The organism is Spirosoma aerolatum (genome assembly GCF_002056795.1).
In the GTDB taxonomy this organism is placed as follows: domain Bacteria; phylum Bacteroidota; class Bacteroidia; order Cytophagales; family Spirosomataceae; genus Spirosoma; species Spirosoma aerolatum.
In genome coordinates this window covers 2148667-2172816 of record NZ_CP020104.1, presented here as the reverse complement: position 1 = coordinate 2172816, position 24150 = coordinate 2148667, and the positions used below count along the sequence as shown (strand labels likewise).

Genomic DNA, 24150 nt, shown 5'->3' with positions numbered 1-24150 from the left:
GGTGCAGTTCGCCGAATCGTTTGGAAAACCTAACAAAAACGCTGGCTCTGTTGGGCTGGCGTTTTTGTTAGGTAATGCATCAGGAGGCAGGTTCGCTAGGCTATACATTATATAGTGCGTTGTTTTCAGAAAAGCACTAGTTCTAACTAGTGGCAGGATTTGATGGATTTGTCCCAAACCTTGTAGCTTTTGTCCCAAACGAGCTAACTCTGCCTTAATCGGGCGGCAGATCTTTGTCCTAAAAAGACTAGCAGTCCTCATCCCCTTAATTAGTTTCTCAAGCCAAATAATAAACTGAATTAAATTAAGTAGATAATATGTAAAAATGATTATAATTTATTTTTAGCTTGTTCCACATTTTTACCCTTTTTCCCGAATAATATGCCCTACGTTTTACATCCAACACCCCTTATTGCAACTATCCGGTGCTTCCTCTTTTGTATCATGCTATTGCTACTCTGTGGTACTAGCCAGGCGCAGCAACTTAACGTTACTTCTGTTACACCTACCACCGTCTGCGCCAACTCGTCCATCACCGTCTCTTATTCGTATACAGCTAGCGATGTGGGTACTCTGTACTTAGTCCTCAGTGGACCTGATGTAATTATAGGTGCCGCATCAGTTGGTGGCGGCAATGGGAGCATACAAGGGCTTATTCCCTCTAATCGCACGGCAGGTACGTACACCGTCAGGCTGATTCGCCAATTGGCTAACGCCAGCGTAATCAATAGCACAAACAATCTTAGTTTAGTCATTAATGACCGGCCAGCTGCTCCGGGGGTATCGAATGTGGCTTACTGTGTGGGGACTACGGGTATCCAACCCCTAACGGCTACTGGCCAGAACCTGACCTGGTATCCGGCTGCTTCGGGTGGTGGAGGAACTACAACCGCCCCTACACCGCCTACCTGGACCACGGGCACCACTAACTATTACGTTAGTCAAACGAATGGCAATGGCTGTGAAGGTCCACGGGCTGCGTTGCAGGTTACGATCACCCCCCCACCCGCCAAGCCTACAGTGGTTACTTCATTGTTCTATTGCCAGAATACGAGTGCTCTCTCCCTGGCGGAAGCCGTCACGTCGGGCAGTAACCTGAAATGGTACACCTCAGCCCTGGGGGGAACTGGTTCGGCGGTAGCACCCACGCCCTCCACTTCGGATGTGGGGTCAGCAACCTACTACGTGAGCCAGACGAATTACAGTAATCAGACTGATGGGAGTGGGTGTGAGAGCGATCGGGCCGAAATTACAGTGACCATCAAAGCGGCACCTGCGGCCCCCTCAGCAACCACCCCGATGGTCTATTGTCAGGATGCGGTGGCTAGTCCCCTGTCGGCTACGGGCGTTTCGGGTAGTAGCCTAAACTGGTATGGCCCATCCAATAATTCATTGGGCACTACGGTGCCTACTCCGCCCACAACCATTCCCGGCACTACCTTTTACTCAGTGACTCAGACGATCAGTGGCTGCGAAGGCCCCAGGACAACGATTCAACTGACCATCAACAGCCGCCCTGTGGCTCCGACAACAACACCGGTTAGCGTTTGTCAGAATACAACACCCGTTTCCTTAGCGACGGGCATTACGTCAGGTTCTAACCTGAAATGGTACACGGGTAACACGGGTGGGACAGGTTCAACGGTGGCACCATCGCCCGCGACCAATACGATAGGCCAGACTCCGTATTATGTAAGCCAGGTTGACGGCAATGGTTGTGAGAGCGATCGGGCAGTACTTACGTTCATTGTCAATGGGTATCCGGCTGCACCGATGGTCAACCCTAGTTCACTGACCTACTGCCAGAATACAACGGCCGCTTCGCTGACGGCTATCGCCAGTACGAACGCCACTCTGAACTTTTATGTTCAGCCTACCGGGGGAACACGCTTTGCTTCGTTAATACCCTCCACGACAAATAGTAATACGTATTATGTCAGTCAGACCCTGAATGGATGTGAAGGCCCCAGATCGACCATCAATGTGCAGATTAATGCGCTTCCCCCAAGGCCTACGGTTACCGCTTCCGCCAGCTATTGTCAATCCGCTGAATCGCTGCCACTGAGTGCCACAGCCTCTATTAATAATGGCTTGGTCTGGTACGGGGCCAATGTTACAGGCGGAACGGCTTCGACGATCGCTTCGTCTCCCTCAACGACCAATGCTGGCGCTTCCTTCTATTATGTGAGCCAGAAAGATCCCCTTGGCTGCGAAAGTGAGCGGGCATCGATCCAGGTGATAATCTATGCAAAGCCAGCGGCTCCCACTATTACGCCAATTTCGCTTTGTCTGAATACCCCTGCTGTTTCACTAACAACGGCTGTTACATCCGGTAGTAATCTAAAGTGGTACAGTGCACCAATCGCTGGCATGCTGTACGGGAGTACACCGGTGTTATCGACTTCAGCCGTGGGCTCAACCACCTATTACGTTAGTCAAACCAATAATGGCTGCGAGAGTGATCGCAGTGCCGTCTCCGTTACCATTAACTCACTGCCAACAGTAAGCATCAGTTCCTCGACTACTATACTGACTTGCACCAATCAACCGCTCTCACTCTCGGCGCAAGGAGAGGGGCTGGTACGCTGGAGCACGCAGGAAACGAGCCCAAGTATCCAGGTGAGTACAAGCGGTCAATATTCGGTGACCTTAACCGACAACAATAGTTGTTCCGCCGTCGCCACTACGTCCATTTCCAGTAACACCGCCCTATCGGTTTCTGCGGTTTCTACGCTATCCCTGATGAACGTGGGTGCCATTGCCAGCCTGACCGCGTCGGGCGCTACTTCTTATCTCTGGATTGCGCCAAGCACGGCACCACTGACCACACTGGCCAACGCTTCGGCTGTTTCGGCCAGTCTAACCACTGCTGGGGTGCAGACGTTTACCGTAGTAGGAACCACCGGCGTTTGTAGCCAGACCCAGTTTGTCAGTGTGACGGCTGTCGCTGGGCCTGACCTATCCGCCATCCTTAGTCTGCCCAATGGTAACTTCTCGATTGGGGAGAGTAAAGGCCTGCTGGTACAGTTGCAGGAAGTCAACGGAGCGGTTTCCAGTGGGGCTATTGTCATTACCATTAGCGTCCCTACTGGCTACAGCGTTAGTTTCGACAATACCTTAACCAGCCTCAATGTATCGGGCGGAAGTAATAATCCAGTGACTATACAGAACAACAAGTGGCATGTGAGTAACACGATAGCCGGTCAGCAGTTGAGTCTGGCGATCAATGGGGGTGAGTCAATCGGGGCCAATACGACACTGAAGCTGGGCTTGACCATCACTCGGACCACCGCCAATGGGGGGAGTACCTCCAATATCACCATCAATGTAGCCAATGATGGAGGAGGCATCTATGATGTGAATCGGCTTAATAATATCTATGCCCGAATCATCAATGGCTTATAGATCGGTAACCAACGGAGTTTTCAAGGTATGAAAACTCCGTATAGGAAGTGTAGATCGTGCAGGTCTAAAAACATTTTTTTTCGCCTGTGACTTTTGGTTAAGCCTGTCGTCTACTAGATACTTTCTCCGGTACTACCCCATAGGACTAGAGCCCAGCCTATCAAGCTGGGCTTTTATGCTTAAAAACCCTTTTAAGTGCTGTGCTGAGTTAAAAAAGTAAGGTAATCACCGCCAAAGGATACCCTTTTTGGGTAGTGTCTCAGTTTGAATTTCGTCCAAGCCACCAGCGACCCAGACCAATAAGTGACCATACCGCCCCGAAAACGCCAAACCACCAATTACCATCCAAAAACTCGTAGATAGCAACCAAGATACCGGACAAGCCAAACCCAAGCACCCCCCACTTTGACCGGGATTGAAGCAGATAGAAGAAGCAGACCAGCGAAATAATGACGACCATTACCCCAAAAACGGTTAGCGGATTCATAGTGCTTTACAACTAATCGGGTTCGTTCAACAATCTCGCGGATTTCCATTGGTCGTTTCGCTAGCCCCGCTTCCATCACCGGAGTAACCCGTAAGGTCGTATGTACTTTGCAGGATTATTGGTTTCAGCGTGAACCGGGCGTTTTTGCATTGTCGTTTTAGAAGTATACTCTATCCTACCGTTTTACCCATAGCCCGGCCAGTGCTCGTCCGTTCTGAGTTTGGCACTGGCTTGTAATGGTTCGTGTATAGCCCTGCCGAATCAGATCGTCATTTGTTTTGGAAAAGTCGGTAAAGTTCAACCCGTGCCGTGCCACCCAGGCTGGCGGATTGGGAATTTTGTCGTAAATAACGCAGTAACTCGTTTGACCGTCCATGAAGGCTACGTTGATGTCAGTAGGCATATAGCCCTGCCGGGTCCAGGTGTTAAACTCGCGCTGGTAGGCTTCTTGACTCAGGCCATGCCGCGCCACCCAGGGCGTCGTGTTGGGTCGTTTCTCAAAAATACCCCAGTAACCCAATTGAGGCCGTTCGCCAGGCTGATAATCGAACACACCCAATGTTTTGGCCCACACTTTAATAGGCCGATAGCCCTGCGAGACCAACCGAGTAAATTCGCGCTGATACTCTTTGGCCGTAACGTTTTTGACTTCGGTCTGTTGAGCGTTTGCCATCAGGCTGAACAGAACTAGTAGCGGTATAAGGTGACGTAGCTTTTTCATGATGCTGGTTCGAGACAGTTCTGGCTACTTTGTCGCAAAAATCGATTAAGCAGGAAAGCAGAGAGCTGTTTTATTGAGCAACCGGTTCACCATTGCCCATATTTTTGAGCTATAGCACCCTTATAATTGGTCCAACCTGTCTATAATTAAAACAAATCAGCGGTCGTTAGCTGCTCTAGTTCGTCGGTGTTACCTTATTTGTAGGTAGCTACGAAGGGGGAAAGAAGTTGATGCCCTACTGGTTTACTCAAGGTTACTCACAGTTCCCATTTAGAATGTGGCCTGATAGGGTAATTACAGTTCACTACGAAATTTCTCCGAAGCAGCCGTGTTAGGTAAGTAGGCTATACTTATGGACCACTATACGCTATTATGGTGCTGTATCCCAATAAAAAAGGGCAGGATCTTAAATCGCCCCCCTAAGAGGAAGGCAATTCCTTCCACTAATTCGTTCTTTTACTGCTATTTGTTTAACCAGTTCTACGGCGTTCTGTTTCTTAGCTTCTTCGAGAAGTTAAGCTAAAAAAGTACCTTTTACATTGCCTATTAGAGCAACTCTACAGCATAATTCACCTTGTACTTTAGCCGTTCCAGTGCGTCGGTATTACCGGTTACCTGGTATTCGATTAAGTCAGCCTGGGCATACTTATCAATCATATTCCAGGCTAGAACATATGCATTGGGGTCGTCAGCCACTTCGATGAACTGCCAAAAGGATTGGCGTACATGGGCAAACAAGCCGGTGATGTCAGCTTCAGGTTCAGCTCCTTCGATTTTCGAAGCGGCCAGCACTACCTCAGCTAGAGGTGGAGGGGTATTGATCGAGGTTGGTTCATGGTCCATAAGGGCATAACTATCAAACAGAAAAAAGGATTTGTTCCCTAGCCACTTGTTAGTCAATGTGCCCAGGATCTTCCAATTCCAGTATATGCCGCACTCTTTCCGGCACATCAAAGTAATCCCAACACTCCTCCTTGACTAGATACACGTTCAACAGGATTGCCTTTTTGCCGGGTATATCAGTGTCTTCGATCTCCTGCATGAGGGGGATATTCGCCACCAGATAGATCGGCCAAAATAACGGATCAGTATCATCACTACCCACCCGCATATCCTGCCCGTAGGTGAGGTTTGGTAGCTGCTGGAAGTCCATTGGCATATCTGGGTGAAGTTGTGTCCAGCTTTGACGCGAGGGATCGTCATAGCAAAGCAGTCGAAGAAAGGCGTTCATGAGTGATTGTCGAGTCCAGTTACAAGTTAAAAATAAGCCATTCTGTATAATTTACTTGTATGATATATAACAAAAATATAATATAGCGGTTTTGTGACAAACTGGGTAATTCGATGACTAAGCCGTCTGATTCTATTGAGCCTATTCCCGCTGAAAATATCTACCGAGTTGACCCATCTCGTAGGCAGGCGATCCCCTATTACAGTTCACCCGTTCAGGCCGGATTCACCTCGCCAGCCGAAAGCTACATCGAGGCCCGATTGAACCTTCAGGACTTATGCGTGAAGCACCCCGACATGACCCATTTTGTTAAAGCGTCCGGGGAAAGCATGACGGGGGCCTATATCTTTCCCGGATCAATATTGATTGTCGATGCCATGATTGAGGTAAGAACGGGGAAAATCATCGTGGCTAGCGTCAACGGGGAATGGTGTGTCAAGCGCTACGTAGAGAAAGGGGAAATGATCATGCTTGAACCCAGTAATGCCAAATACCTACCGATCTACGTCCATCCCAAACAGGACCATTTCGAAATACTGGGTGTAGTGACTTTTATCGTTTCTGAGCCTCCCAAGTATGTACGCCCTCGTTGATGCCAACTCGTTTTACTGTTCGGTCGAACGCAGCTTTAACCCCGCTCTGGAGGGTAGACCGGTTATCGTTTTATCTAACCGAGATGGCAATGTGATTGCCCGGAATGCCGAAGCGAAAGCGCTAGGCGTCAAAATGGCCGGATATTTCTTTGAAATGAAGGAGCTGGTAGCCCAGCATAACATCGCGGTATTCAGTAGTAATTACCCGCTCTATGGCGATATATCCGCCCGATTGATGAGCTGCCTGGCTAAGTTTGTCGAGGACGTAGAAGTCTATTCGATTGATGAAGCGTTCCTGCTCGTCGATGATAGTTACAACCAGTACTACCCGTCATATCAGGGACTGGGCGAAACGATTCGGGCCAAGATCAGGCAATGGCTCCGCCTGCCGGTGAGTATTGGATTTGGTCCTACAAAGACACTATCGAAAATAGCTAATAGGCTAGCCAAGCAGAATCCAGACTATCAGGGAGTCTGTGTGCTGGATACACCCGAGAAGATCAATGATGTTCTGGAGACGTTTCCTGTTGAGGATATATGGGGAGTCGGTCGTCAATCAGCCGGAAAACTGAAGAAGTTCGACATTCGTACAGCGGCACAACTGCGGGATGTACCGGATGACTGGATACGCCAGCAGATGACGGTGAATGGCGTTCGTTTAGTGTATGAACTGCGAGGCAAGCCCTGTAAACTACTGGAAGTAAACCAGCCTGCCCGGAAGTCGATATGCACAGAGCCTGGTTTTGGCCAGGTGACACCCAGCTTTGAGCAGGTTCAAGATGCGTTGACGTTTCACCTGTCGAGAATCTGCGAAAAGCTGCGTAAACAGGGTTCATTAGCTGGCTGTCTGATCGTTTACCTACGTACTGATCCTAACCGCAAAACACCAGGAAACGGGCTACCCAGTAAACAGTTTAGTAACTCCCGTACGGTACGTTTACCCCATCCGACTAGTTCAACCGCCGAATTGTTACAATATGCATCTGCCGCCCTGAAAGAAATCTTCGCCTTTGGCTATCACTATCTGAGGGTAGGCATCATGCTGACTGACTTAGTGCCTGCGGATTACCGGCAGAAGGGATTGTTTGTGGAAGGACCTAATGAAAAATCGTTAAAGCTGGCTAAGGTAGTCGATAAACTGAACTACCGTTACGGGAAGGATACGCTCAGGCTAGCCTCCCAGATGCGCGATCCTGAATGGCCCATGAAGCCGAAGTATTTATCACCCCGCTACACCACTCACTGGCAGGATATTTTAGTCGTCAAATAAAACCAGGTATATACGATGAATCGGAATGAACGGGCTCAGGTAAAGGCAAGAAGGATTAATTAAGTAAAGCACTTCGCCAGCTTCCGACTGATAATTAACGCTCAATAGAACACATTCAGCAGCAGATAGAAATCTTTAATCAGGCGCTGGTACAGGATAAGTTTGAATTATTGTCTTTGATAATAAATGGATGAATAATACACATCCATCAAAATTGGGTATTTTTCCCCTGGAATATAAGGAGAGAATTACAGTAGTTGCTGTCCATAAGGGAATACATGCATTTTACAAATTGGATAAACTCAGTCATGGCTCACCTAACTTATATTTTTGCTATATATTCACTTGTGTTTTTATACAAGAGCAACCAATTGGATCATTCAATATTAATTGTACTTATAAATAATAATCCCGCCCCTAATAAAGACATAATTCGCGTTGATTATAAAGATAAGATTTCATTTAAAATCAGCGATAATACGGAAATTAATATTGATAGAATTAAATTGAAATATACTGGTTGGCAGGGGATGCATACACAGCTCGGGAGAAAAGATTTTGGCTATGATAAGCAAGAAGAAGTTTTAGCAGAAAATATCAATAAGAAATCACTTGAGACAATAAATATTGATTTGTCATTTAAGCCTATAACAGCCGGTACAAATTTTATTATTTCTGTTGAGGGAATAAAAGGTAATAAAATTTCTAAAGATATAGCATTTACATTTTATCTTAAACGATAGCTATGGGAAAGCAACAAGCCATTGTTACTGATAAGAACAATCCGCTGTATATAAATATTGTTCAAGAAAACGAACAATCTACTTCAGAAGCTGTGACCTTTTGGGGTAGATTGCGACGTATTGAACTAAAGGACTGGTTAACTACAACGAGTATTCTCATTGCCGCGATTACACTGTCTATAAATGCTTGCTCTAATTTCTCTAAGTCAAAATGGGAGAAAACACAATTTTTGGTTGAAGAAATAAGGAAGATTAAATCAGAAGCTGATAATAAACTTGCTATTGATTTCTTTAGATATAATATTTCTACTTTAGAACTTTATACAGATAAGACAGGTGCAGATAGGTGGGTAATAGTTTCTGATGATTTGCTAGTACAGGCTCTAGAAGTAGATCAGAATAGAAACGACTATACAGAGACAGAGGTTAGGGTACGTAGCATCTTGAATAATTTCCTGGATGATTTCTCTTTCTTTAATAGATATATTGACGATGGAATAATAACTGAAAAAGAAGCAGAATTATATCTAAAGGATTGGTTAAAAGTCTTGGATTATAGAAAACGGAAGTCTAATAAGTTTCAAGAAAAATTTTCTAACTATTTAAAGTACTACGGATACGGAGAAGTTTCTGATTTACTTGAAAAATATGACAAACAGCAGAACAGAATGAAGTAGCCGAATAACATAAGGCAATCGCCTTCAGATTCGTTTATAATAAATCTACCTTATCGATTTTAGCTTCAATTGCTTTCTGCACACTCGCTGGCACATTCGACAGCAAATCATAACTTGTTTGCTTCTCCACCTCATCGACACTAACCCGGTTAAGTCCCCACGACTGCTCACCTACGGTATTTGTATTGCCTATCCAGACCGCAATAACCCGCGTCTGAGCGTTGATCCGGTGTACATCGTCCGAACCTACAGGTAACACGACTATTACCTTCAATAGCGTAGCAGGAACGGTCAGCTTGCCGCTGGCTATGCTATTCACCTTGCCATTATCAACTTCACCCCCTTTGCCATAGGTTCCGGCAATAATGTAGAGTTCATTTCCTTGCGTCACCAGGTTGCGACAGTACTCTTCCAGCCGTAACCAAGCCTGCCAATTAAGCTGCGGAGCCTGGGGTACAATGTTGGTCAGGGTAAACGTGGTCTTGTTTTCCTCCCCTGTACTATCTCGATCATCTGATGGGCAGAGATGGCCACGATCAAAGCCAATGTTGGTATAGTCGCTATGCTTAGCCTCAAAGAAGCTTGACACAACTGGAGATTGGCGAGAGTTTCTTAAAAATGCCAGAAAGGAAAGTAAATCCTTTATTGATCCGTGAATAGGTTTGTAATGTTCGTATCTTGCCTTCATTATGGCAAGCTATCAACAGACCCAATATGAAGTCCTGCGCCGACGATGTGCCACTCTCCATCAAGAAGGCTGGAAACAGGCCGATATCGCTCAGGCCTTAGGGCTAACTCAAGGCTGGGTCAGTCGCACTATAACTAAATATCGTCAGCAAGGTCAAGATGCACTGACTTGGCGCAAACCTGCCGGGGCTACAGCTAAGCTGACTAATACGCAACTGGCTCAACTAGTTGAGGAATTGAATAAAGGAGCTGAGCATCATGGCTTTCCGGGCCAGATATGGACCCGTCCTCGCGTCAATGAGGTGATCAAAAAGTTATTTGCTGTCAGTTATGACCCCTCACAAGTAGGCCGGATTTTAAAAAAGGTGGGCTGGAGCAGACAGAAGCCGCAGCGCAAAGCCTATCAACAAGATCCTCAAGCGGTTGCCCAATGGAAAGAAGAACGCTTACCCGAACTCAAAAAAAGCCCAAATTGAAGGGCGCGTCATTTTATATGTGGATGAATCGGCTTGTTATTTGTTACCCATGCTGGCTAACACATGGGCCCCTCGGGGGCAAACACCGATATTAGTTGAGCAAGCGGGACGGGCTCATCTAAGTTTGATCGCTGCTATTGCGCCTAACGGTCGTATCTATGTAGCGGGGCAAGACCAGCCGTTTACGGGTGAAGATATTGTCTGGTTCCTCACTATGCTGTGCGGGCGTTATCGCAAACGAAATATGCTGGTGATCTGGGATGGGGCTGCCATCCACCGCAGCGAGGCCGTCAAAGCTTTTTTGAAAGCACGTCCAAACCGAGTTCATTTAGAGCGTTTACCGGCTTACAGCCCAGAGCTGAATCCAGTAGAACTGATCTGGAGCTACCTGAAAGGTCAGTTAAAGAATCAGGTGTTCACTAATTTAGATGAGCTAACAATTGCGATTCGTGAACAAATTAAACATCTACAAGCCAATCATGAGTTAGTTAAGGCTTTTTTCAACAAAGAGGAAATAGCCTTCATTACAAACTAATTCACGCATCAATAAGTAGAGAAATGAAAATAGCCTATTGGATATTTTTTCTTATCCAATAAATCATTTCCCACAGCTCCATGTTTAATTAGGTCAGCTAAATATTTTTCTATGTCAACGGCGTAAATACAAAACACCTCGATTAATCCAAAGCTTGGCGCTCTCTTTCGAGTTGCGATTTTTAAAAAACGATGATCTGTCAAACTTTCCTGATTCCAGACTTCAATATCTTGATTTGTATTATATCTGCTTAAATCAAACCATATTAGCTTTGACCAGTTTGTCGTAGGAGTCTTGATTAACATACCATAGCGATCCAAAAAAATATCTAGTAGCTGGGAAATATTGTAGTCTTCAGAAATGTTTACATCAGATAAGTAAACACGCCAAGCAGCTCTGACAACTAGTAAATCGCCATCTCTATCTGCCAAAACAAATACTATAAAATTATTTTCTGACTTATCAGTTTTAATTAATTTAGAGAAAAATGTAACAGGTGTTTTAGGATTTTCTACATGATAATATTTATCGTGGAATTGAAAGGCGTCTTTTATATGGGCTGGGCTGACTCCTAATAACTGAAAAGTTGGTGTTATGCTGGTTAAAACTAATTTATAATCTTTCAAAGCCAGTAAACCTTTATCGCCTAACCTTTCTTTTGCTTTTTGCTTTTGAAAAGGTTTTAGAGTTACAGATGTAATTTCATCGGATATAAAATTCAATATTTTCGATTTAGACTTTTCACTCAATTCATTTTCACGAATATGCATCCTGTTTTTAATCTCTTGCAAAGTGCTTTCAATTATTAATGGATCAATGTCATAAGTTGCTTTTTCACCTAATGGGTCTGTTATAAATTTTTCCCCCAAAACAACTAATACTTTTTGGGAGAAATCAGAGCTAAAACTTTTTAGTGACTGAAGCATATTAAGGTTCAATTATGGTAAACTCAGTACCTTTTAAATCTTTAATCCTATACTCTGGCCCCATGCCTGCTCGCTGGGCCAAAGGTACTAATTCAATCCGGGAGAGTACGGCGGCTTTTGGAATAACATAAACCAGGGGTCTCCATATATCATTTAGATCGGAATCGGCTAAGTAAATGATCTCATCTCGTTGATCATCGGTTATTGTACCATTTGACGCAGATTTGGCCGCATAGTTTTTCAAATTGGTTCGTTGTTCCAGTATTTTATAATTATGACGATCACCCCGTCTGACAGCCTCTTTTAAGTCATTATATATCTCAGCCGGGTTTGAGGTTGGTGGTACTAATGAGGACGGAGAATGGGCTGGCTCCTTTCGGCTATCATATTGGTCACTACACCAAACAAAATGTATATCGTTATAATAGACTTTTTGAATGTAATACTTTATGTAGCAATTAACAGAATAAAGGGTCATTTGATTACATATAGTTAAGCAATTATCCTCCTTTCCAGATTTCTTACTCAGCCTGTTTCCCCTTCCCGATACACCCCACAGCGTCAATACCAATTATGCCAGTAGAAGAGCGGATACTAGGACAATCAACCAGGGTTGGGGTTTCAATAATTGTCGTTAGCCTTAGGCGCGCTAAACAAGTAAGGAGCTGTTTCATGAAGCAACAGAAGTTTCTGATATGCTTGACAACTTATGATTCTGTTGCTCAACAAAATAATAAATTATAATCTGGCGATAAAAGTAGATGAATGATAAAAATTATACATTTTTTGAACACTATTTGTACCTTATACAAAATATATTACATATAAATTTCTAATAATCAATTACTTATCTAACAGTATTACTTTCTGTATCGGAAAGTAAGCGTGCTTAAAGCCCTGAAAATGGGCTTTTGATGCCGGGTCCCGTCCTGAAAAGGTTGGTTTTGCTCAAGGCAACTCATGGATAAGAAAGTCGTTACGTCTACTCTCAAGACCCCTACTAAAAATGATAGTGTCGCCATTAAATAAAGAAAATTAGTAGTAAGGTTTTTTCCAAAGACGGTTGGTTCAACAGATTGTTAGCCCTGGAAACAAGTCTACACGAATCAAAAACGTTATGGATAGCATTAATCAAGAACAACCCGAAACCAATCACCAGGATCTGAATGGGACCGAAGCCGGAAAGAAAATCAAGGAATTGGTAGACCAGAATAAGACCTGTTATTTCTGTACGAAAATCACCTCAGGCCAACCCTTGACAACTAGGCCAATGTCGGTGCAAAAGGTGGATGAAGCCGGTAATTTCTGGTTCCTGAGCGCCGACGATAGTCATAAAAATGCGGAGATACAGCTTGACCATCGAGTTCACCTTTTATTTCAGGGCTCGGCCCATTCCGATTTTCTGAGTATCTATGGTGAGGCCACTATATCGAAAGATAAAACCCTCATCAAAGAACTCTGGGAGCCGCTGTTAAAAACGTGGTTTACCGAAGGAGAGGACGATCCGCGTATTACGGTGATCAAAGTGGACACGCGTGAGGGCTATTATTGGGACAATAAACACGGGAATGCGATAGCCTTTGTCAAAATGGCTGCCGGTGCGATTATGGGAAAAACCTTAGATGACTCAATTGAGGGTAAATTAAGTGTATAAAAAATAAAAACTAGTCGCTCAGTAGCCGCTCGTCGATTCGGGCAATACTATTTATAAACTGTAATGGTATTGCCCAAATTGACGAACGTTGGTTGATGAAAAACTACCATGTAGCGCCTTTAGCGTACATAATTACCGCTTCGATACATCTAGTATCCGTTCAACATCCTTCTGATAGAGTCGGCCGATGGGTAGCTTCAGACCAGCGATTTTAACGTGGCGGGGTGCATAGCTAGTGATCGCCGAAACCGCTACAATAAATGATCGATGAATCCGAACAAACTGGTTGGCAAGTAACTGAGCTTCCAGTGAATTTGACATTCAGACACAGGGAAGAATGGGAACTACCTATACGATTTCGGTTTGGTTGATATGGAGAATGATTTTCCAAATGCTCCCTCAATCGTGATACAGCTCCAATCACGGTATGCCTCCACTCGGAGCTACCCGATCAAGTGGGCTCAATAAATATGGCGAGCAGAACATATGCGTTAATTTACCCTAAGTAAAGGTGCTGCTGCTCATACACTGATGCTGCTAAGCGGCTTTTAATAATTGGAAGCAAACGAGGTACTAACCCGGAAACTTACTTATAAGTCTTATTTCTGTTCAGTGTTCAAATTTTGAACACTATTTGTACCTCCTATTAGGCGCATAGGCCTTAAATCACTCGTTTACAAACCATTACTACACAGCAATTACATACTACCAAGCCGAACGAAATCCCACAAATTGGATTCCATTCAACTTAGTGGGTAGCTCATTCTTCCCTATTGGTCGAAGTAACACTCGACATGCCGTCCGCTTAGGGTAACTTCTGTATTCTGGAAGTGAGCATTTCGGAGCGCATTAATACCCCTTATCAGGAAAAACAATCGGCTGTAACTGAGTGACGTCCGAAAACTCCAATGACTCCCCCCCGCGTGGAGCCGAATCACCCCGTCGAACATCATTTCCAAAATCCAGCCCCGTTAGCTTTTCAATAGTTTTGATCGAAACATGATATGTTTTAGGAAACTTATTTCTGGAATCAGCATTCGGATCATCAAGACCTTCCCTTCCCGATTGAGCCGCCTGTAGTAAATCGCCCTGATCGGCCAAAATACTGGTTGATCGAATTTTGCCATTCTCAGACCAAACAATCACTTTCCAAAACTGCTTAGGGACGGGTAAATTGCTGAAAAGCGGATCATTGTCGCCAAAAACAGGCCCACTAAACACAGTTACCCGAATGTTTTCATTATCGCTTACTCGGGTAATCCAATCTTCAACACCCGCCCAACGCGTATTGATAGGGTTAAATTTTTCGTGTTGCGGACTACAGTTTGTAAAATGAAATGTGTCGGACTGGCCTTTGAACGCCCGTTCTGCTCCTCCCCACGAGGGGTCGGTACGTTTAACCAGATGCCCACGTTGGAAAATACGAAAGTCCGCCGTTCGATAAAGTGTATCCTGAGTCGTTTCCTTCGGATCAATACGGGGATCATCATACCAGGTTTCCCGGGCTTCTTCCAACCCTTCACTTTCGTTTCGGGTAATGGCCCCCGTCTGGCGATTAATTTGCACGACGGATCCGCCATCGATATTAACGGCTGTAAAAAACGGAAGTCTACGCTTCTTATTCATGACCAGGCTAAAATTCTGGTATGTAAACTCAAAAGGCCGGTTGGGCAGGGCTTGCTTATTAATAGCAGCCAGATCTGGTTGTGTACCTGTTAAGCCTGGTAAAGGCAAGACAATGCCCAAAAAGGTGGGATCGTATCCTTTTCGATTACTATAGTCAGGGGCAGGCTTAAACACAATAGCCTCAGCAGCACCCGGGTCTTCGGGTGATACCTCCTGAGGTTCATTTTTTTCGGGCGATACCGCTCGTACTGTTTGTTCTACCTGACCAAAACTCAATGAAATAGTGATAGGTACTGTAAACGAAACCGTTCCATTACTGGCATTGTACAACATAGCTTGGGGGGTTTTAGAGAGTTGGGGTTTAGGATCAGGCGGAGGATCAGGCAGTATGGCACGAGTAGCCTCCGGCTGGCGAACGGAAGCGCCTAACAGACTAGGATGGCGAAACCCTGGGTTGAGAGCCTCACTAAGCAGATTCTGTTGCGCTTTCGTTAAAGTTGGCAGTTTATCAATCAGTTCCTTAATAATTGCACTTATCCGAATGCCTTCGTTTCCCAAACCCGGAATAGGCAGGCCATCCGAACGTAAATCAGCGATAGCCCGGTGCGGTTCACCCCAATGATGGAGAGCCAGCACCTCCCAGTCGTCATTAAATACGGGGGATCCTGACGATCCGGGCAATGTATCTGTACCATAAATCAGCGTATTGTTGCTGTGGGTTGTAATTCGGTTTTCGCGAACAACCAACTGTTTAAATTCTCCGTTAGGATGCTGTATGATATTAACAAATCCTGCCGTAATCCATTTATCATTCGCATCGACAAGTGGCAAAAAGCCCAGCTCGCTAACCGATAGAGGCCCATTACGCTTCGGCCCTATTGCCACGAGAGCATAGTCCAGATCGTCGATTGAATCATTGAGATAAAACGTATCGGGATCAAGCTGAAACTGGGTGACGGGGGTGGTCTGTTTATCGGGATCAAGTTCATAGGTAAACTCGATCAGCCGGTTACGGGCATCGGCCGAAGAGGGTATAACGTGCTGATTGGTGAGAAAAAGACTTGGCGAAACCATAAAGCCGGTTCCTTTAGGCGAGCGGTCGGGCAGCGTAACAATAGCTACCGAACGGGACGCAGCCCGGCCTATATCCAGAAAACAGATGGGTACAAAATCAGCAGTATCTCCCTGCAAGCTCTCCGCTTTGTTCCGCTGGTCGTCATTGAGCGGCAGATTGGCAGGATCTTCTCTATCTGCAATCCGACGGGCAACCGATAAACTGCATTTAACCTGTCGCTGAATATAAGCCAATTTTCGGTTTTCGTCTTTCTCAGCCTCAAGTGGCTTACCTTCCTCAATTTTCTTTAGCGTTTCCTGTTGGTCCGGAATCGACTCCATTAATCGTTGCCGGACGGCTTTCTGAATCACTTTAGGAACTAGCTGCATACGTGGTTAGAATTTAGGCGCAACAAATAAGGCATTCATCATAACCTGGGCAAGGGTAAAAACCCCCTTTCTACCAAGCGGGCAGACTGATTATCAATTGATAACATTGCCATAATAGTAAAATATACAGAATTAGATTACCCGTGAGACCATGCCCCTGCCCAGGCGATAGGCGATGCCATAACCCGTCAACTGGTAAATCCGACACCTGATGAGAAATTCATTTATACCATCAAAAGACATGGAGTATCAACTGAGAGTGGGATGATGTGTGTACTTCCTTCTGAGCATTACCGATGAGAAATTCACCAGATCATTAGCCGTAAAATGTTCAGTACTGACTAAATCGAATAGGCTACCTGCTTGTATAGCAACTACAAACAGGTTAAGCAACTTCAACATGCACTAAAAGTATACTACAATCTCGCCAGCTTATGAGAGCCCCTCTAACAGGTAAAATTGTAGTATACGAACTAAACTATTTAGGTGTGGATAGATGTATTACCTGACAAATTTCCACGTCTATCTACTTAAAAAAATCAGCCAAAAGGTGTAAATGTAAACCTACTCCTTTGGTAGTATAGTAAACACGCCTTTTATCTTATTTCTGTTTTTTTTACTATAGATAAATGGCTATTGATTTTTTATAGTATCTTGACTTCCAATGCCTTCCAACACCTGAATTATGCAAAAACAGGTCTACTACCTACAGTGCTTTTTGCTTATTTTATTAACTATTTCCAACGAAAGCGGGCTTAGAGCACAACAGACTAACCCCATTTTTGACGTAGACCGAAAAACGGAGCGCTTGACGTTTCAACAAGGCTTGTTCTCCTTTCAGGATACATCAGAACACATTACTGCCGATCAATTAGTAAGGCAGCCTGATCGGTATCCATTTAAAGCCGTTGCTTCGCCCGTACCTGTGGTCGGACCAAAACCTGTTTGGGTCAAATTTTCCATCCGTAATCGGGACAATCGGACGTTGCCTGTCTGGATTGAGCTTGATTACCCATACCTCGACCAGCTCAGCAGCTACGTAGTCCATCAGAATCACCTGACAGCGCTTAGCCCTCCTTTAAGCTGGCGAACACCTTTTGCCTCTCGTCCGGTCGACAACCGCGATTTTATCTTACCAATCAACCTGCCCCCCCAACAGGAATACACGGTTTACCTGCGAATCCAGCGGGATTTTGGTCCGTTAAACGTTTCGATTAAGGGTTGGCGGCCAAGAGATTTTCTACGATTCGACCGACAGGAAGAGATGTTCTGGGGTGGCGTTGTTGGATGGACCCTGGCGGCTACTTGTTTAAGCCTTTTCCTTTTTTTAGCCAGACAGGGGTTAATCTATGGACTCTACTGCTTTTACGCTCTCTGCAACATGGGAGCGGTATTGACCAATGACGGACTCTTTGGCCGTTATTACCTGATGACTGACTATGTAGGGGGCGATCGGGTACGGAACTGGTTTATTCTGATCGCTATGGGTTCCTGCTTTCTGTTTGTTCGCTCGCTGCTGAATGCCAAAGCGTATTTACCTCCTCTCCTGAATCGTATTTGCCTGGTAGCCATTAAGGTATGGGCGGCTTTTGCCATACTTGTACCTATACTGGAGCAGTGGCTTTATCGAACTCTACCGACCGAGGCCTTTAAGTCCTGGATTATAATTGAGCTATATATTGGAATAGCCATTGTAGGCGTATTATTAAATTTATTGACGTCAACGTTAGGCTACGCTCTGTTTCAGAAAAACGTGCGGGGGAACGTATGGTTATATCTGATTGCAGTCAGTCCCTTTATGTTTATAACCGTAGGCTGGTTCATAACGGTGATTCTGCCGGTATCTACGTTTGGGTTTGTTCAGATAAAACCAGTTGCCGTTTCTATTGTCTTTGAAACGACGGTACTCCTTTTAGGGCTAACTTATCGGTTCAAAACGTATCATGATGAACGTGAGCGACTGCTGCGCGAGCAAAACCAATTGGCTCTTCGTACCCAACTCGCCGAACGCGAGCGGCTGGCCCGTGATCTGCACGATCATATTGGCCCCGATATGGTATCTCTGAAACTACAACTGGAAGCCGCTCTCGATGACAATACAGATACGTTGATCGGCAAAACGCTAAGCCGGGTTATCACCCAGGCCGACAGAATTGTTGCCGATGTGAGGCAGGTGTCGCATGCGCTTATGCCAACCGATCTGCAACAACAGGGGCTAGTGGCTAGTCTGTATGATTATGTTTCGCAACTCAATGGGAGAGTGAATGAGCCCGAAATCAGTTTCACGCATATACTCACCGAACCGCTGCCAGAGTTCATCCAGCAGCCGCTGCTCCAAATCGCCAAAGAACTGATAAACAATGCCTTGAAGCATGCCGAAGCTACGATTATTGATATCGAATTATACCAGACCGGTCAAACACTTTGTCTTAACGTATCCGATAATGGTTGCGGCTACAACCCGAATCAACTCAGTCAGAAATCGACAGGCATAGGCCTTCGTAACGTTCGGACGGTAGTTCATCAATTGCATGGTAAGCTGACGATTGATGAAAAACCGACTGGCGGAATGGTACATCAGATTATCCTTAAAAGTCATTAGGGTTCAAGAGCCAGGCGAATACCCTGTCGTAACAAACGCTGCTCCCTCCACACATCCAGGCTATGGCTACTATGCATAACCACCCAACCATAACAGACGTATCGGCTTACGGTAAGGATATTTTTGTTGTCAGTGATTTACACCTGGCATCGGGCAAACAGCAAGACGGCTGCTTCTCTGGTACCGAAAACTTCTTTTATGACGCCACGTTTGCACGCTGGCTAACCCATATTTCAGAACAACGGCCCAAACCTGCCATTTTGCTCATTAATGGCGATTTTGTTGATTTTCTTCGGGTCACGGAAATACCTCAAACGGAGGCAGATTTTTTGGCATGGCATCAGTTATTAGCTACACTCGGAGTAAACAAGTCGGCGCAGGAACTAAAAGAGTCTATTTCGGAAAAAGAAACTATATATGGCCTGAAAACGAACGATTATAAATCCGTGTGGAAACTCCGGCTAGTAGCCGAAGGGCATACCGAACTCTATATTGCTTTGCGGAGGTGGTTAAGTTACGGAAATCAGCTATGGATCATGACTGGAAATCATGATCTCGAATGGCACTGGCCACTCGTTCAACAGTGTTTGCGGAATCAGATTTATGAAGCCGTTGCCTTATCAACTTCTGCATCGCAACAGGAGGAGCCTATTCGTTTTTTCGATGATTGCCTGCTGATCGACGGCCAGATCTATGTGGAGCATGGTCATCGCTACGATATATACAGCCAGGTCCGTGGCAAGCCCGTTCTGGCAGGTGGTGAGGAGTTGACTATTCCGTTTGGTTCTTTCCTGAATCGATACCTGCTAAACCGAATCGAACTGGATTATCCTTTCCTGGACAATATACGCCCTACCACCAATGTATTACCCTTGCTGATCCGGGAACGATTTTCACTGGCTCTAAAACTACTGCTGCATCATTTACCATTTGTGTTACGGATTATTCCCAAGCATTATTACGCCTATGTGCTCCGGCAGTTTCTGCCTCTGCTTATTGCCATTGGTGTACCCCTGGGCGTTGGTGTCTGGACAATCGGTTACCAGATCCTACACCACCAGGTATCCTGGGCTACTGTAAGACAGGCGGCTATCTGGCTGGCTGCTGCCTATGTTCTGGGGCGTGTGGCTGGCAGCTTGTTAATGACTGAGCCAGATAATCTGTTTCCTGAGGCCCTGAAAATTTTCAAAGCCAATAAGGGAATTCGCCTGATTACCTTCGGCCATACTCACACGCCAGCTCAGTCTCGATGGCATATGAATCTATTTGTCAATACGGGCACCTGGATTCCTATTATCGAAAACTCGTCTGCGGCCATTCGCTTCGACCGGACGTTCACGTTCCTGCATATCCCTATGACTCCTGCTGTTAACTGGGATGCCTTACTACTTGAGCGGTGGAACGACGATGCTTTACGGACTGAGCCTATGACGCTGATCAATAAACGTTAAATTGAGAACCATCATAGTATCACGGGGAAATGTGTTCGGGTTCAACCCAGCCAGAAACTCAGTATACGCGATCAATGTCTATCAAACCTGTTCCAACCTATTCCTATCTTCAATTGCATGGCACCACTTTTTACCGCAACGGGGTATACGGCCTCAGATCCGCTCGATTATGTTTCCCGGCCTACCAGATTGATCATCATCATAAGTGTTACAGCCGCAATGATCTCGCTGTTGCTTTATTGGATCACCAACCGATTTCCAATCTCGCCGACTCCCTGGTTGCTGAGTGTCATTGTGGGTCTCTGTACATGCATCTTGGCACCAATGGTACTTATGCTGCGTAAGGCCAGTTCCATCATTCAATACCTGCTCGTTTTTTTGCCCTTATATGTGCTGTCTTTATACTCCAATGTTCATAATATCAATAATCCGCTGACTGTTTCAGCAGCACCAATCAGCACCATTAAGTTATTACCGCTGCAATTTTTCATTACTATATCCATTGACGCTTTTCTGATTGGGCCTGTTTGTCTGTGGCTGGCACGCCTTATCGTGTCGATAATCAATCCAGTTACGCCCCCCTCTCCAGCTACAATGCCCGAAGAATGGAGTTATGAGCGGGTAGACAAACCCAAAAGAGATGCCGGTTTCTGGATTCTGCGCTTATTAGGTATTGGGTATTTAGCCTATCTGGGCTTGTTACTCGTCGGGGCATTTGCCCCTTCGTTATTTAAATTTCCGGGAATTGGCGACCTTTTTGCTACCACCTATCGAAATCCGTTTCTGGCCCTCTGTACGATGGCGAAGATCTCATTGATGATCCGAATGGCGTTCATAGGCGCTTACAACAAGAGACTGCGTTTTTATACTACACTCGTACTTTGTATTGGCCATGCTGTGTCGGTATTCTGCTCGTTCCTGTTCTACGTGCTCGGTACCTCTACGGGGCCTGATCATGATTTTCTGCTACTATCGGGCATTACGGATTTAGTAATGGTTATCGCTTTTATCTGGATATTAATCAGCTCGGGTAAGGCAATCAATAAACAGACGTTTGATAAGATCAGAGCCAATACGAAAGCGCAACGGCTGCTCTCAATACCAGCTACATTATTGAACTGGGCATTCTGGGGCATTGGCATCCTGGCCTTGCTGATGATCGGAGTAGCATTTTATCTACGCTTTCATGGATACCCAAACACACCTCTGAGAGCCATTTTTCATGGCCCCGACCCGACCCTGGGAAATGCCGTTACGATGTATACGGCCATTATTGTCTTATGTTTTCTAATGGTAAAAAACGAGCGTCTTAGCTACTATCTGATTGGGACGTTGTTAAGGGGATATTTTATCAGGATTGCAGGCGCGTTGATCTGGCTCACGGTGGCCAATGTGGCCATCGAAACAGAAACGGGCCAGATCATTGATATACAATCCTGGTTTACGTTTAGCCTGATCCTGGTTCTGTTTCTGTTTATTATGCTACTCGCCTTTCGAAAGCTTTTTTATGAAATAGAATACACCATTACTTCGTTTCGGCCTTCTAGTGCTCAGAATGTACTGGCCATTCATCAGGCACTTTTTCCTGAAGGGCCAGAAGACAGTGGTGACATCTTGCAGGCAATTGATCGGTATGCCGGTACAATTCGGGGGCGTAAGCGGGGATTACTCAATTTCCCATTCTGGCTCATCGAAAATGTACTGAGTGTTACGTGGGCGTTCAGGCCCCCTTTCTCAACGATGTCGAACGATGAACAACTTTATTACCTACGCCATTACCTCATTCGACCAGCTTCCGAACGGCAGCGTTCACTAATCCCTGCTTATGCTGACCTGACCACGCAACTTAGCATAGCCGCTCATTCGATGGTAATGTTTGCGGCCTATTCCAATCTGAAAAAGCATAATCGGATCGGTTACATAGCACCGGGCGCCAGAGATCGGCTGCAACCGGAAGTACCAACAGGCCCACCACCATTTGCGCGGATTGCGCCCTTACCCAAACATCCCAACGACCCGCTTAACTATCAGCCTCTTTCGAAGAAGCCAATTCCTCCAAAACCAGCGGCCCGCTTGTCGACGCCCGTTCATGAAGACCCTCTGCCTACGGAGGTAGATTATATTATCATCGGATCGGGACCAGCAGGTTCAGTAATGGCATATCGGCTCATCCGGGCAAATCCAACTGCACGCATTCTGATGATTGACCGGGGGAATCGTTATTCGCCCCTTCAGGATTTTAACGACCGGGAAATCGAGATGATGGCTAAGGTGTATAAAGAAGGAGGCCTTCAACAGACGAAGCGTGCCGACATGTCTATTTTGCAGGCCGAGTGTGTAGGCGGGGGAAGCGTTATTAATAATGCCGTTTGTTATAAATTACCAGCGCGGGTAAAAACAGTTTGGAAAAAGGAATACGGAATACCCCTTGACAGCCTGGATCATGAATATCAGCAAATTGCCCGAGAACTAGGCATTACCAGGATCGGAAGCAATGGCGTCAATACAAAAGTAGCTCACCGATTCAGAAAAGGAGTTAGTGCCTATAATAGAACAGCCCCCCCGAATGAGCAGTTACAATACCCTACCCTAGCCAACATAAACGGGGCTAATGTTGCGGGTGACGGACTATGGAATCTGGGAAACAAATACCTACGAAAGCGCTCGATGCTGGAAACGTATATTCCCTGGGCCGAAGCCAGAGGAGTATCGGTAGCCTCCAATACAACCGCCGTTCGGTTTATGAGTAAACAGGGTCGGGCTACCAGTGTTGTGCTACAAACGGCATCCGGCCGCTTGCACGAGGTAATGGTAAACAAAGCGGTTGTGGTAGCAGCCGGAACAATTGCCAGCAGCCATTTTCTGACACAGAGCGAAGTAAAAGGTTCGGTAGGGCTGGGAATGAGCTGCAATTTTGCGTTGCCCGTAGCTTTTAAATTCGACGAACCCATCCAGGCTTTTGATGGCGAACAGATTACGATGGGAGCCATCAGTGCCAACGATCAGATGGTTTTTGAAACCTACTTTAACCCACCCAGTACCTTCGGTCTATCGCTTCCGTTCTATTTTGGTCGCTATCAGGCTTTAATGGATGACTATACGTATCTGTTAAATTTTGGGGTTCTGGTAGGGTCCGAATCGAACGGGAAGATTCTAAGTAAAGCCGATTTACTCAACGGTAAAGGATTTTCCTGGGAATTGGGCTGTAAGGATCAGGATAATATTCGGTACGCTTTGACAACTTTACTCAAAATTGGCCAGGGTGCTGGCGCCAAACAGGTTGTTGTTCCGCTCCAGCCTGGGCTTATGTTCGATGTTAATGGTGAGAACGTAGCCACGTTTAGCCGCCTTATTCAGGGATACGACTTAATGTCGGCCGGCAAAATAATGCTGAATACGGCACACCCACAGGGCGGAAATCTGATGGCTGGCCAAACTGCTTCGGCGGCTATTCGGGCCAAACGTGTTGTCGATGAAACGTTCCGTGTGGAGGGTTTCTCCAATGTTTTTGTGGCCGATGCGTCTGTATTTCCAACCAGTATGAATCTTAATCCGCAGTGGACAATTATGGCCATGAGTTCGCTGGCTTCCAAACATGTACTTACGGTATAAGGCATAAAAAG

At 45.6% G+C, this 24150-nt stretch carries 20 protein-coding genes; 11 read left to right on the top strand and 9 right to left on the bottom strand.

Features of this window, described 5'->3' with window-relative positions; all coding sequences use genetic code 11:
• The first annotated feature begins 444 nt into the window (after window positions 1-444).
• Complete coding sequence (locus tag B5M13_RS08755) at window positions 445-3405, top strand: Ig-like domain-containing protein (RefSeq protein ID WP_080055319.1); 2961 nt, start codon at window positions 445-447, stop codon at window positions 3403-3405.
• Between the two features lie 259 nt (window positions 3406-3664).
• On the opposite strand, the gene B5M13_RS08750 is transcribed toward B5M13_RS08755, so the two are convergent.
• The 4 genes from B5M13_RS08750 to B5M13_RS08735 all read right to left on the bottom strand — a co-directional run bounded on the left by B5M13_RS08750 (window position 3665) and on the right by B5M13_RS08735 (window position 5844).
• Window positions 3665-3892, bottom strand: a complete 228-nt coding sequence (locus B5M13_RS08750) for a hypothetical protein (protein WP_080055318.1) — start codon at window positions 3890-3892, stop codon at window positions 3665-3667.
• A 175-nt stretch (window positions 3893-4067) separates the two neighbouring features.
• On the bottom strand, window positions 4068-4613 hold the full coding sequence (locus B5M13_RS08745) for a hypothetical protein (RefSeq protein ID WP_080055317.1): 546 nt from the start codon (window positions 4611-4613) through the stop codon (window positions 4068-4070).
• A 546-nt stretch (window positions 4614-5159) separates the two neighbouring features.
• Window positions 5160-5456, bottom strand: a complete 297-nt coding sequence (locus B5M13_RS08740; protein ID WP_080055316.1) for a hypothetical protein — start codon at window positions 5454-5456, stop codon at window positions 5160-5162.
• A 49-nt stretch (window positions 5457-5505) separates the two neighbouring features.
• Window positions 5506-5844 (bottom strand): hypothetical protein, encoded by a 339-nt coding sequence (locus B5M13_RS08735; protein WP_080055315.1) that lies wholly within the window; start codon window positions 5842-5844, stop codon window positions 5506-5508.
• Window positions 5845-5957: 113 nt separating this feature from the next.
• Between B5M13_RS08735 and B5M13_RS08730 the strand changes: the two genes are divergently transcribed.
• The 4 genes from B5M13_RS08730 (at window position 5958) to B5M13_RS08715 (ending at window position 9127) form a co-directional block, all read left to right on the top strand.
• A complete protein-coding gene (locus tag B5M13_RS08730) occupies window positions 5958-6437 on the top strand; it encodes a LexA family protein (protein WP_080055314.1) in 480 nt (159 codons plus the stop codon).
• Window positions 6421-7707, top strand: coding sequence for a Y-family DNA polymerase (locus B5M13_RS08725; RefSeq protein WP_080055313.1), 1287 nt, complete (start codon window positions 6421-6423; stop codon window positions 7705-7707). Before B5M13_RS08730 ends, B5M13_RS08725 begins: the two co-directional genes overlap by 17 nt.
• 308 nt (window positions 7708-8015) lie before the next feature.
• Window positions 8016-8450, top strand: a complete 435-nt coding sequence (locus B5M13_RS08720; RefSeq protein ID WP_080055312.1) for a hypothetical protein — start codon at window positions 8016-8018, stop codon at window positions 8448-8450.
• Window positions 8451-8452: 2 nt separating this feature from the next.
• Window positions 8453-9127, top strand: a complete 675-nt coding sequence (locus tag B5M13_RS08715; protein WP_080055311.1) for a hypothetical protein — start codon at window positions 8453-8455, stop codon at window positions 9125-9127.
• Between the two features lie 34 nt (window positions 9128-9161).
• On the opposite strand, the gene B5M13_RS08710 is transcribed toward B5M13_RS08715, so the two are convergent.
• The gene (locus B5M13_RS08710) at window positions 9162-9716 is read right to left on the bottom strand and encodes a DNA/RNA non-specific endonuclease (RefSeq protein ID WP_245859872.1); all 555 of its coding nucleotides are present in this window, start codon (window positions 9714-9716) and stop codon (window positions 9162-9164) included.
• Between the two features lie 100 nt (window positions 9717-9816).
• Here B5M13_RS08710 and B5M13_RS34040 point away from each other — a divergent pair, with 100 nt between their 5' ends.
• On the top strand, window positions 9817-10290 hold the full coding sequence (locus B5M13_RS34040; RefSeq protein ID WP_245859354.1) for a winged helix-turn-helix domain-containing protein: 474 nt from the start codon (window positions 9817-9819) through the stop codon (window positions 10288-10290).
• 19 nt (window positions 10291-10309) lie between these two features.
• Window positions 10310-10825: an IS630 family transposase gene (locus B5M13_RS34035; protein WP_245860049.1), complete on the top strand. Its 516-nt coding sequence runs from the start codon at window positions 10310-10312 to the stop codon at window positions 10823-10825.
• A gap of 8 nt (window positions 10826-10833) precedes the next feature.
• On the opposite strand, the gene B5M13_RS08700 is transcribed toward B5M13_RS34035, so the two are convergent.
• Complete coding sequence (locus B5M13_RS08700) at window positions 10834-11751, bottom strand: hypothetical protein (protein ID WP_080055309.1); 918 nt, start codon at window positions 11749-11751, stop codon at window positions 10834-10836.
• A 1-nt stretch (window position 11752) separates the two neighbouring features.
• Window positions 11753-12229, bottom strand: coding sequence for a hypothetical protein (locus B5M13_RS08695; protein WP_080055308.1), 477 nt, complete (start codon window positions 12227-12229; stop codon window positions 11753-11755).
• A gap of 639 nt (window positions 12230-12868) precedes the next feature.
• Here B5M13_RS08695 and B5M13_RS08690 point away from each other — a divergent pair.
• A complete protein-coding gene (locus B5M13_RS08690) occupies window positions 12869-13405 on the top strand; it encodes a pyridoxamine 5'-phosphate oxidase family protein (RefSeq protein ID WP_080055307.1) in 537 nt (178 codons plus the stop codon).
• A 132-nt stretch (window positions 13406-13537) separates the two neighbouring features.
• On the opposite strand, the gene B5M13_RS08685 is transcribed toward B5M13_RS08690, so the two are convergent.
• A complete protein-coding gene (locus B5M13_RS08685; RefSeq protein ID WP_080055306.1) occupies window positions 13538-13726 on the bottom strand; it encodes a LytTR family DNA-binding domain-containing protein in 189 nt (62 codons plus the stop codon).
• Between the two features lie 528 nt (window positions 13727-14254).
• On the bottom strand, window positions 14255-16474 hold the full coding sequence (locus tag B5M13_RS08680) for a DNA/RNA non-specific endonuclease (protein ID WP_080055305.1): 2220 nt from the start codon (window positions 16472-16474) through the stop codon (window positions 14255-14257).
• 685 nt (window positions 16475-17159) lie between these two features.
• Between B5M13_RS08680 and B5M13_RS08675 the strand changes: the two genes are divergently transcribed.
• The 3 genes from B5M13_RS08675 to B5M13_RS08665 all read left to right on the top strand — a co-directional run bounded on the left by B5M13_RS08675 (window position 17160) and on the right by B5M13_RS08665 (window position 24139).
• On the top strand, window positions 17160-19076 hold the full coding sequence (locus tag B5M13_RS08675; protein ID WP_080055304.1) for a sensor histidine kinase: 1917 nt from the start codon (window positions 17160-17162) through the stop codon (window positions 19074-19076).
• A gap of 62 nt (window positions 19077-19138) precedes the next feature.
• Window positions 19139-20527, top strand: coding sequence for a metallophosphoesterase (locus tag B5M13_RS08670; protein ID WP_080055303.1), 1389 nt, complete (start codon window positions 19139-19141; stop codon window positions 20525-20527).
• A 117-nt stretch (window positions 20528-20644) separates the two neighbouring features.
• Entirely contained in the window at window positions 20645-24139 is a 3495-nt protein-coding gene (locus B5M13_RS08665; protein ID WP_080055302.1) for a GMC family oxidoreductase N-terminal domain-containing protein, read from the top strand.
• Window positions 24140-24150: the final 11 nt, after the last annotated feature.

Bases quoted from the DNA above. Each gene is read 5' to 3' on its own strand.
- B5M13_RS08755 (WP_080055319.1), top strand. From the start codon at position 445: ATGCTATTGCTACTCTGTGGTACTAGCCAGGCGCAGCAACTTAACGTT.
- B5M13_RS08750 (WP_080055318.1), bottom strand. From the start codon at position 3,892: ATGAATCCGCTAACCGTTTTTGGGGTAATGGTCGTCATTATTTCGCTG.
- B5M13_RS08745 (WP_080055317.1), bottom strand. From the start codon at position 4,613: ATGAAAAAGCTACGTCACCTTATACCGCTACTAGTTCTGTTCAGCCTG.
- B5M13_RS08740 (WP_080055316.1), bottom strand. From the start codon at position 5,456: ATGGACCATGAACCAACCTCGATCAATACCCCTCCACCTCTAGCTGAG.
- B5M13_RS08735 (WP_080055315.1), bottom strand. From the start codon at position 5,844: ATGAACGCCTTTCTTCGACTGCTTTGCTATGACGATCCCTCGCGTCAA.
- B5M13_RS08730 (WP_080055314.1), top strand. From the start codon at position 5,958: ATGACTAAGCCGTCTGATTCTATTGAGCCTATTCCCGCTGAAAATATC.
- B5M13_RS08725 (WP_080055313.1), top strand. From the start codon at position 6,421: ATGTACGCCCTCGTTGATGCCAACTCGTTTTACTGTTCGGTCGAACGC.
- B5M13_RS08720 (WP_080055312.1), top strand. From the start codon at position 8,016: ATGGCTCACCTAACTTATATTTTTGCTATATATTCACTTGTGTTTTTA.
- B5M13_RS08715 (WP_080055311.1), top strand. From the start codon at position 8,453: ATGGGAAAGCAACAAGCCATTGTTACTGATAAGAACAATCCGCTGTAT.
- B5M13_RS34040 (WP_245859354.1), top strand. From the start codon at position 9,817: ATGGCAAGCTATCAACAGACCCAATATGAAGTCCTGCGCCGACGATGT.
- B5M13_RS08700 (WP_080055309.1), bottom strand. From the start codon at position 11,751: ATGCTTCAGTCACTAAAAAGTTTTAGCTCTGATTTCTCCCAAAAAGTA.
- B5M13_RS08695 (WP_080055308.1), bottom strand. From the start codon at position 12,229: ATGACCCTTTATTCTGTTAATTGCTACATAAAGTATTACATTCAAAAA.
- B5M13_RS08690 (WP_080055307.1), top strand. From the start codon at position 12,869: ATGGATAGCATTAATCAAGAACAACCCGAAACCAATCACCAGGATCTG.
- B5M13_RS08685 (WP_080055306.1), bottom strand. From the start codon at position 13,726: ATGTCAAATTCACTGGAAGCTCAGTTACTTGCCAACCAGTTTGTTCGG.
- B5M13_RS08680 (WP_080055305.1), bottom strand. From the start codon at position 16,474: ATGCAGCTAGTTCCTAAAGTGATTCAGAAAGCCGTCCGGCAACGATTA.
- B5M13_RS08675 (WP_080055304.1), top strand. From the start codon at position 17,160: ATGCAAAAACAGGTCTACTACCTACAGTGCTTTTTGCTTATTTTATTA.
- B5M13_RS08670 (WP_080055303.1), top strand. From the start codon at position 19,139: ATGGCTACTATGCATAACCACCCAACCATAACAGACGTATCGGCTTAC.
- B5M13_RS08665 (WP_080055302.1), top strand. From the start codon at position 20,645: ATGGCACCACTTTTTACCGCAACGGGGTATACGGCCTCAGATCCGCTC.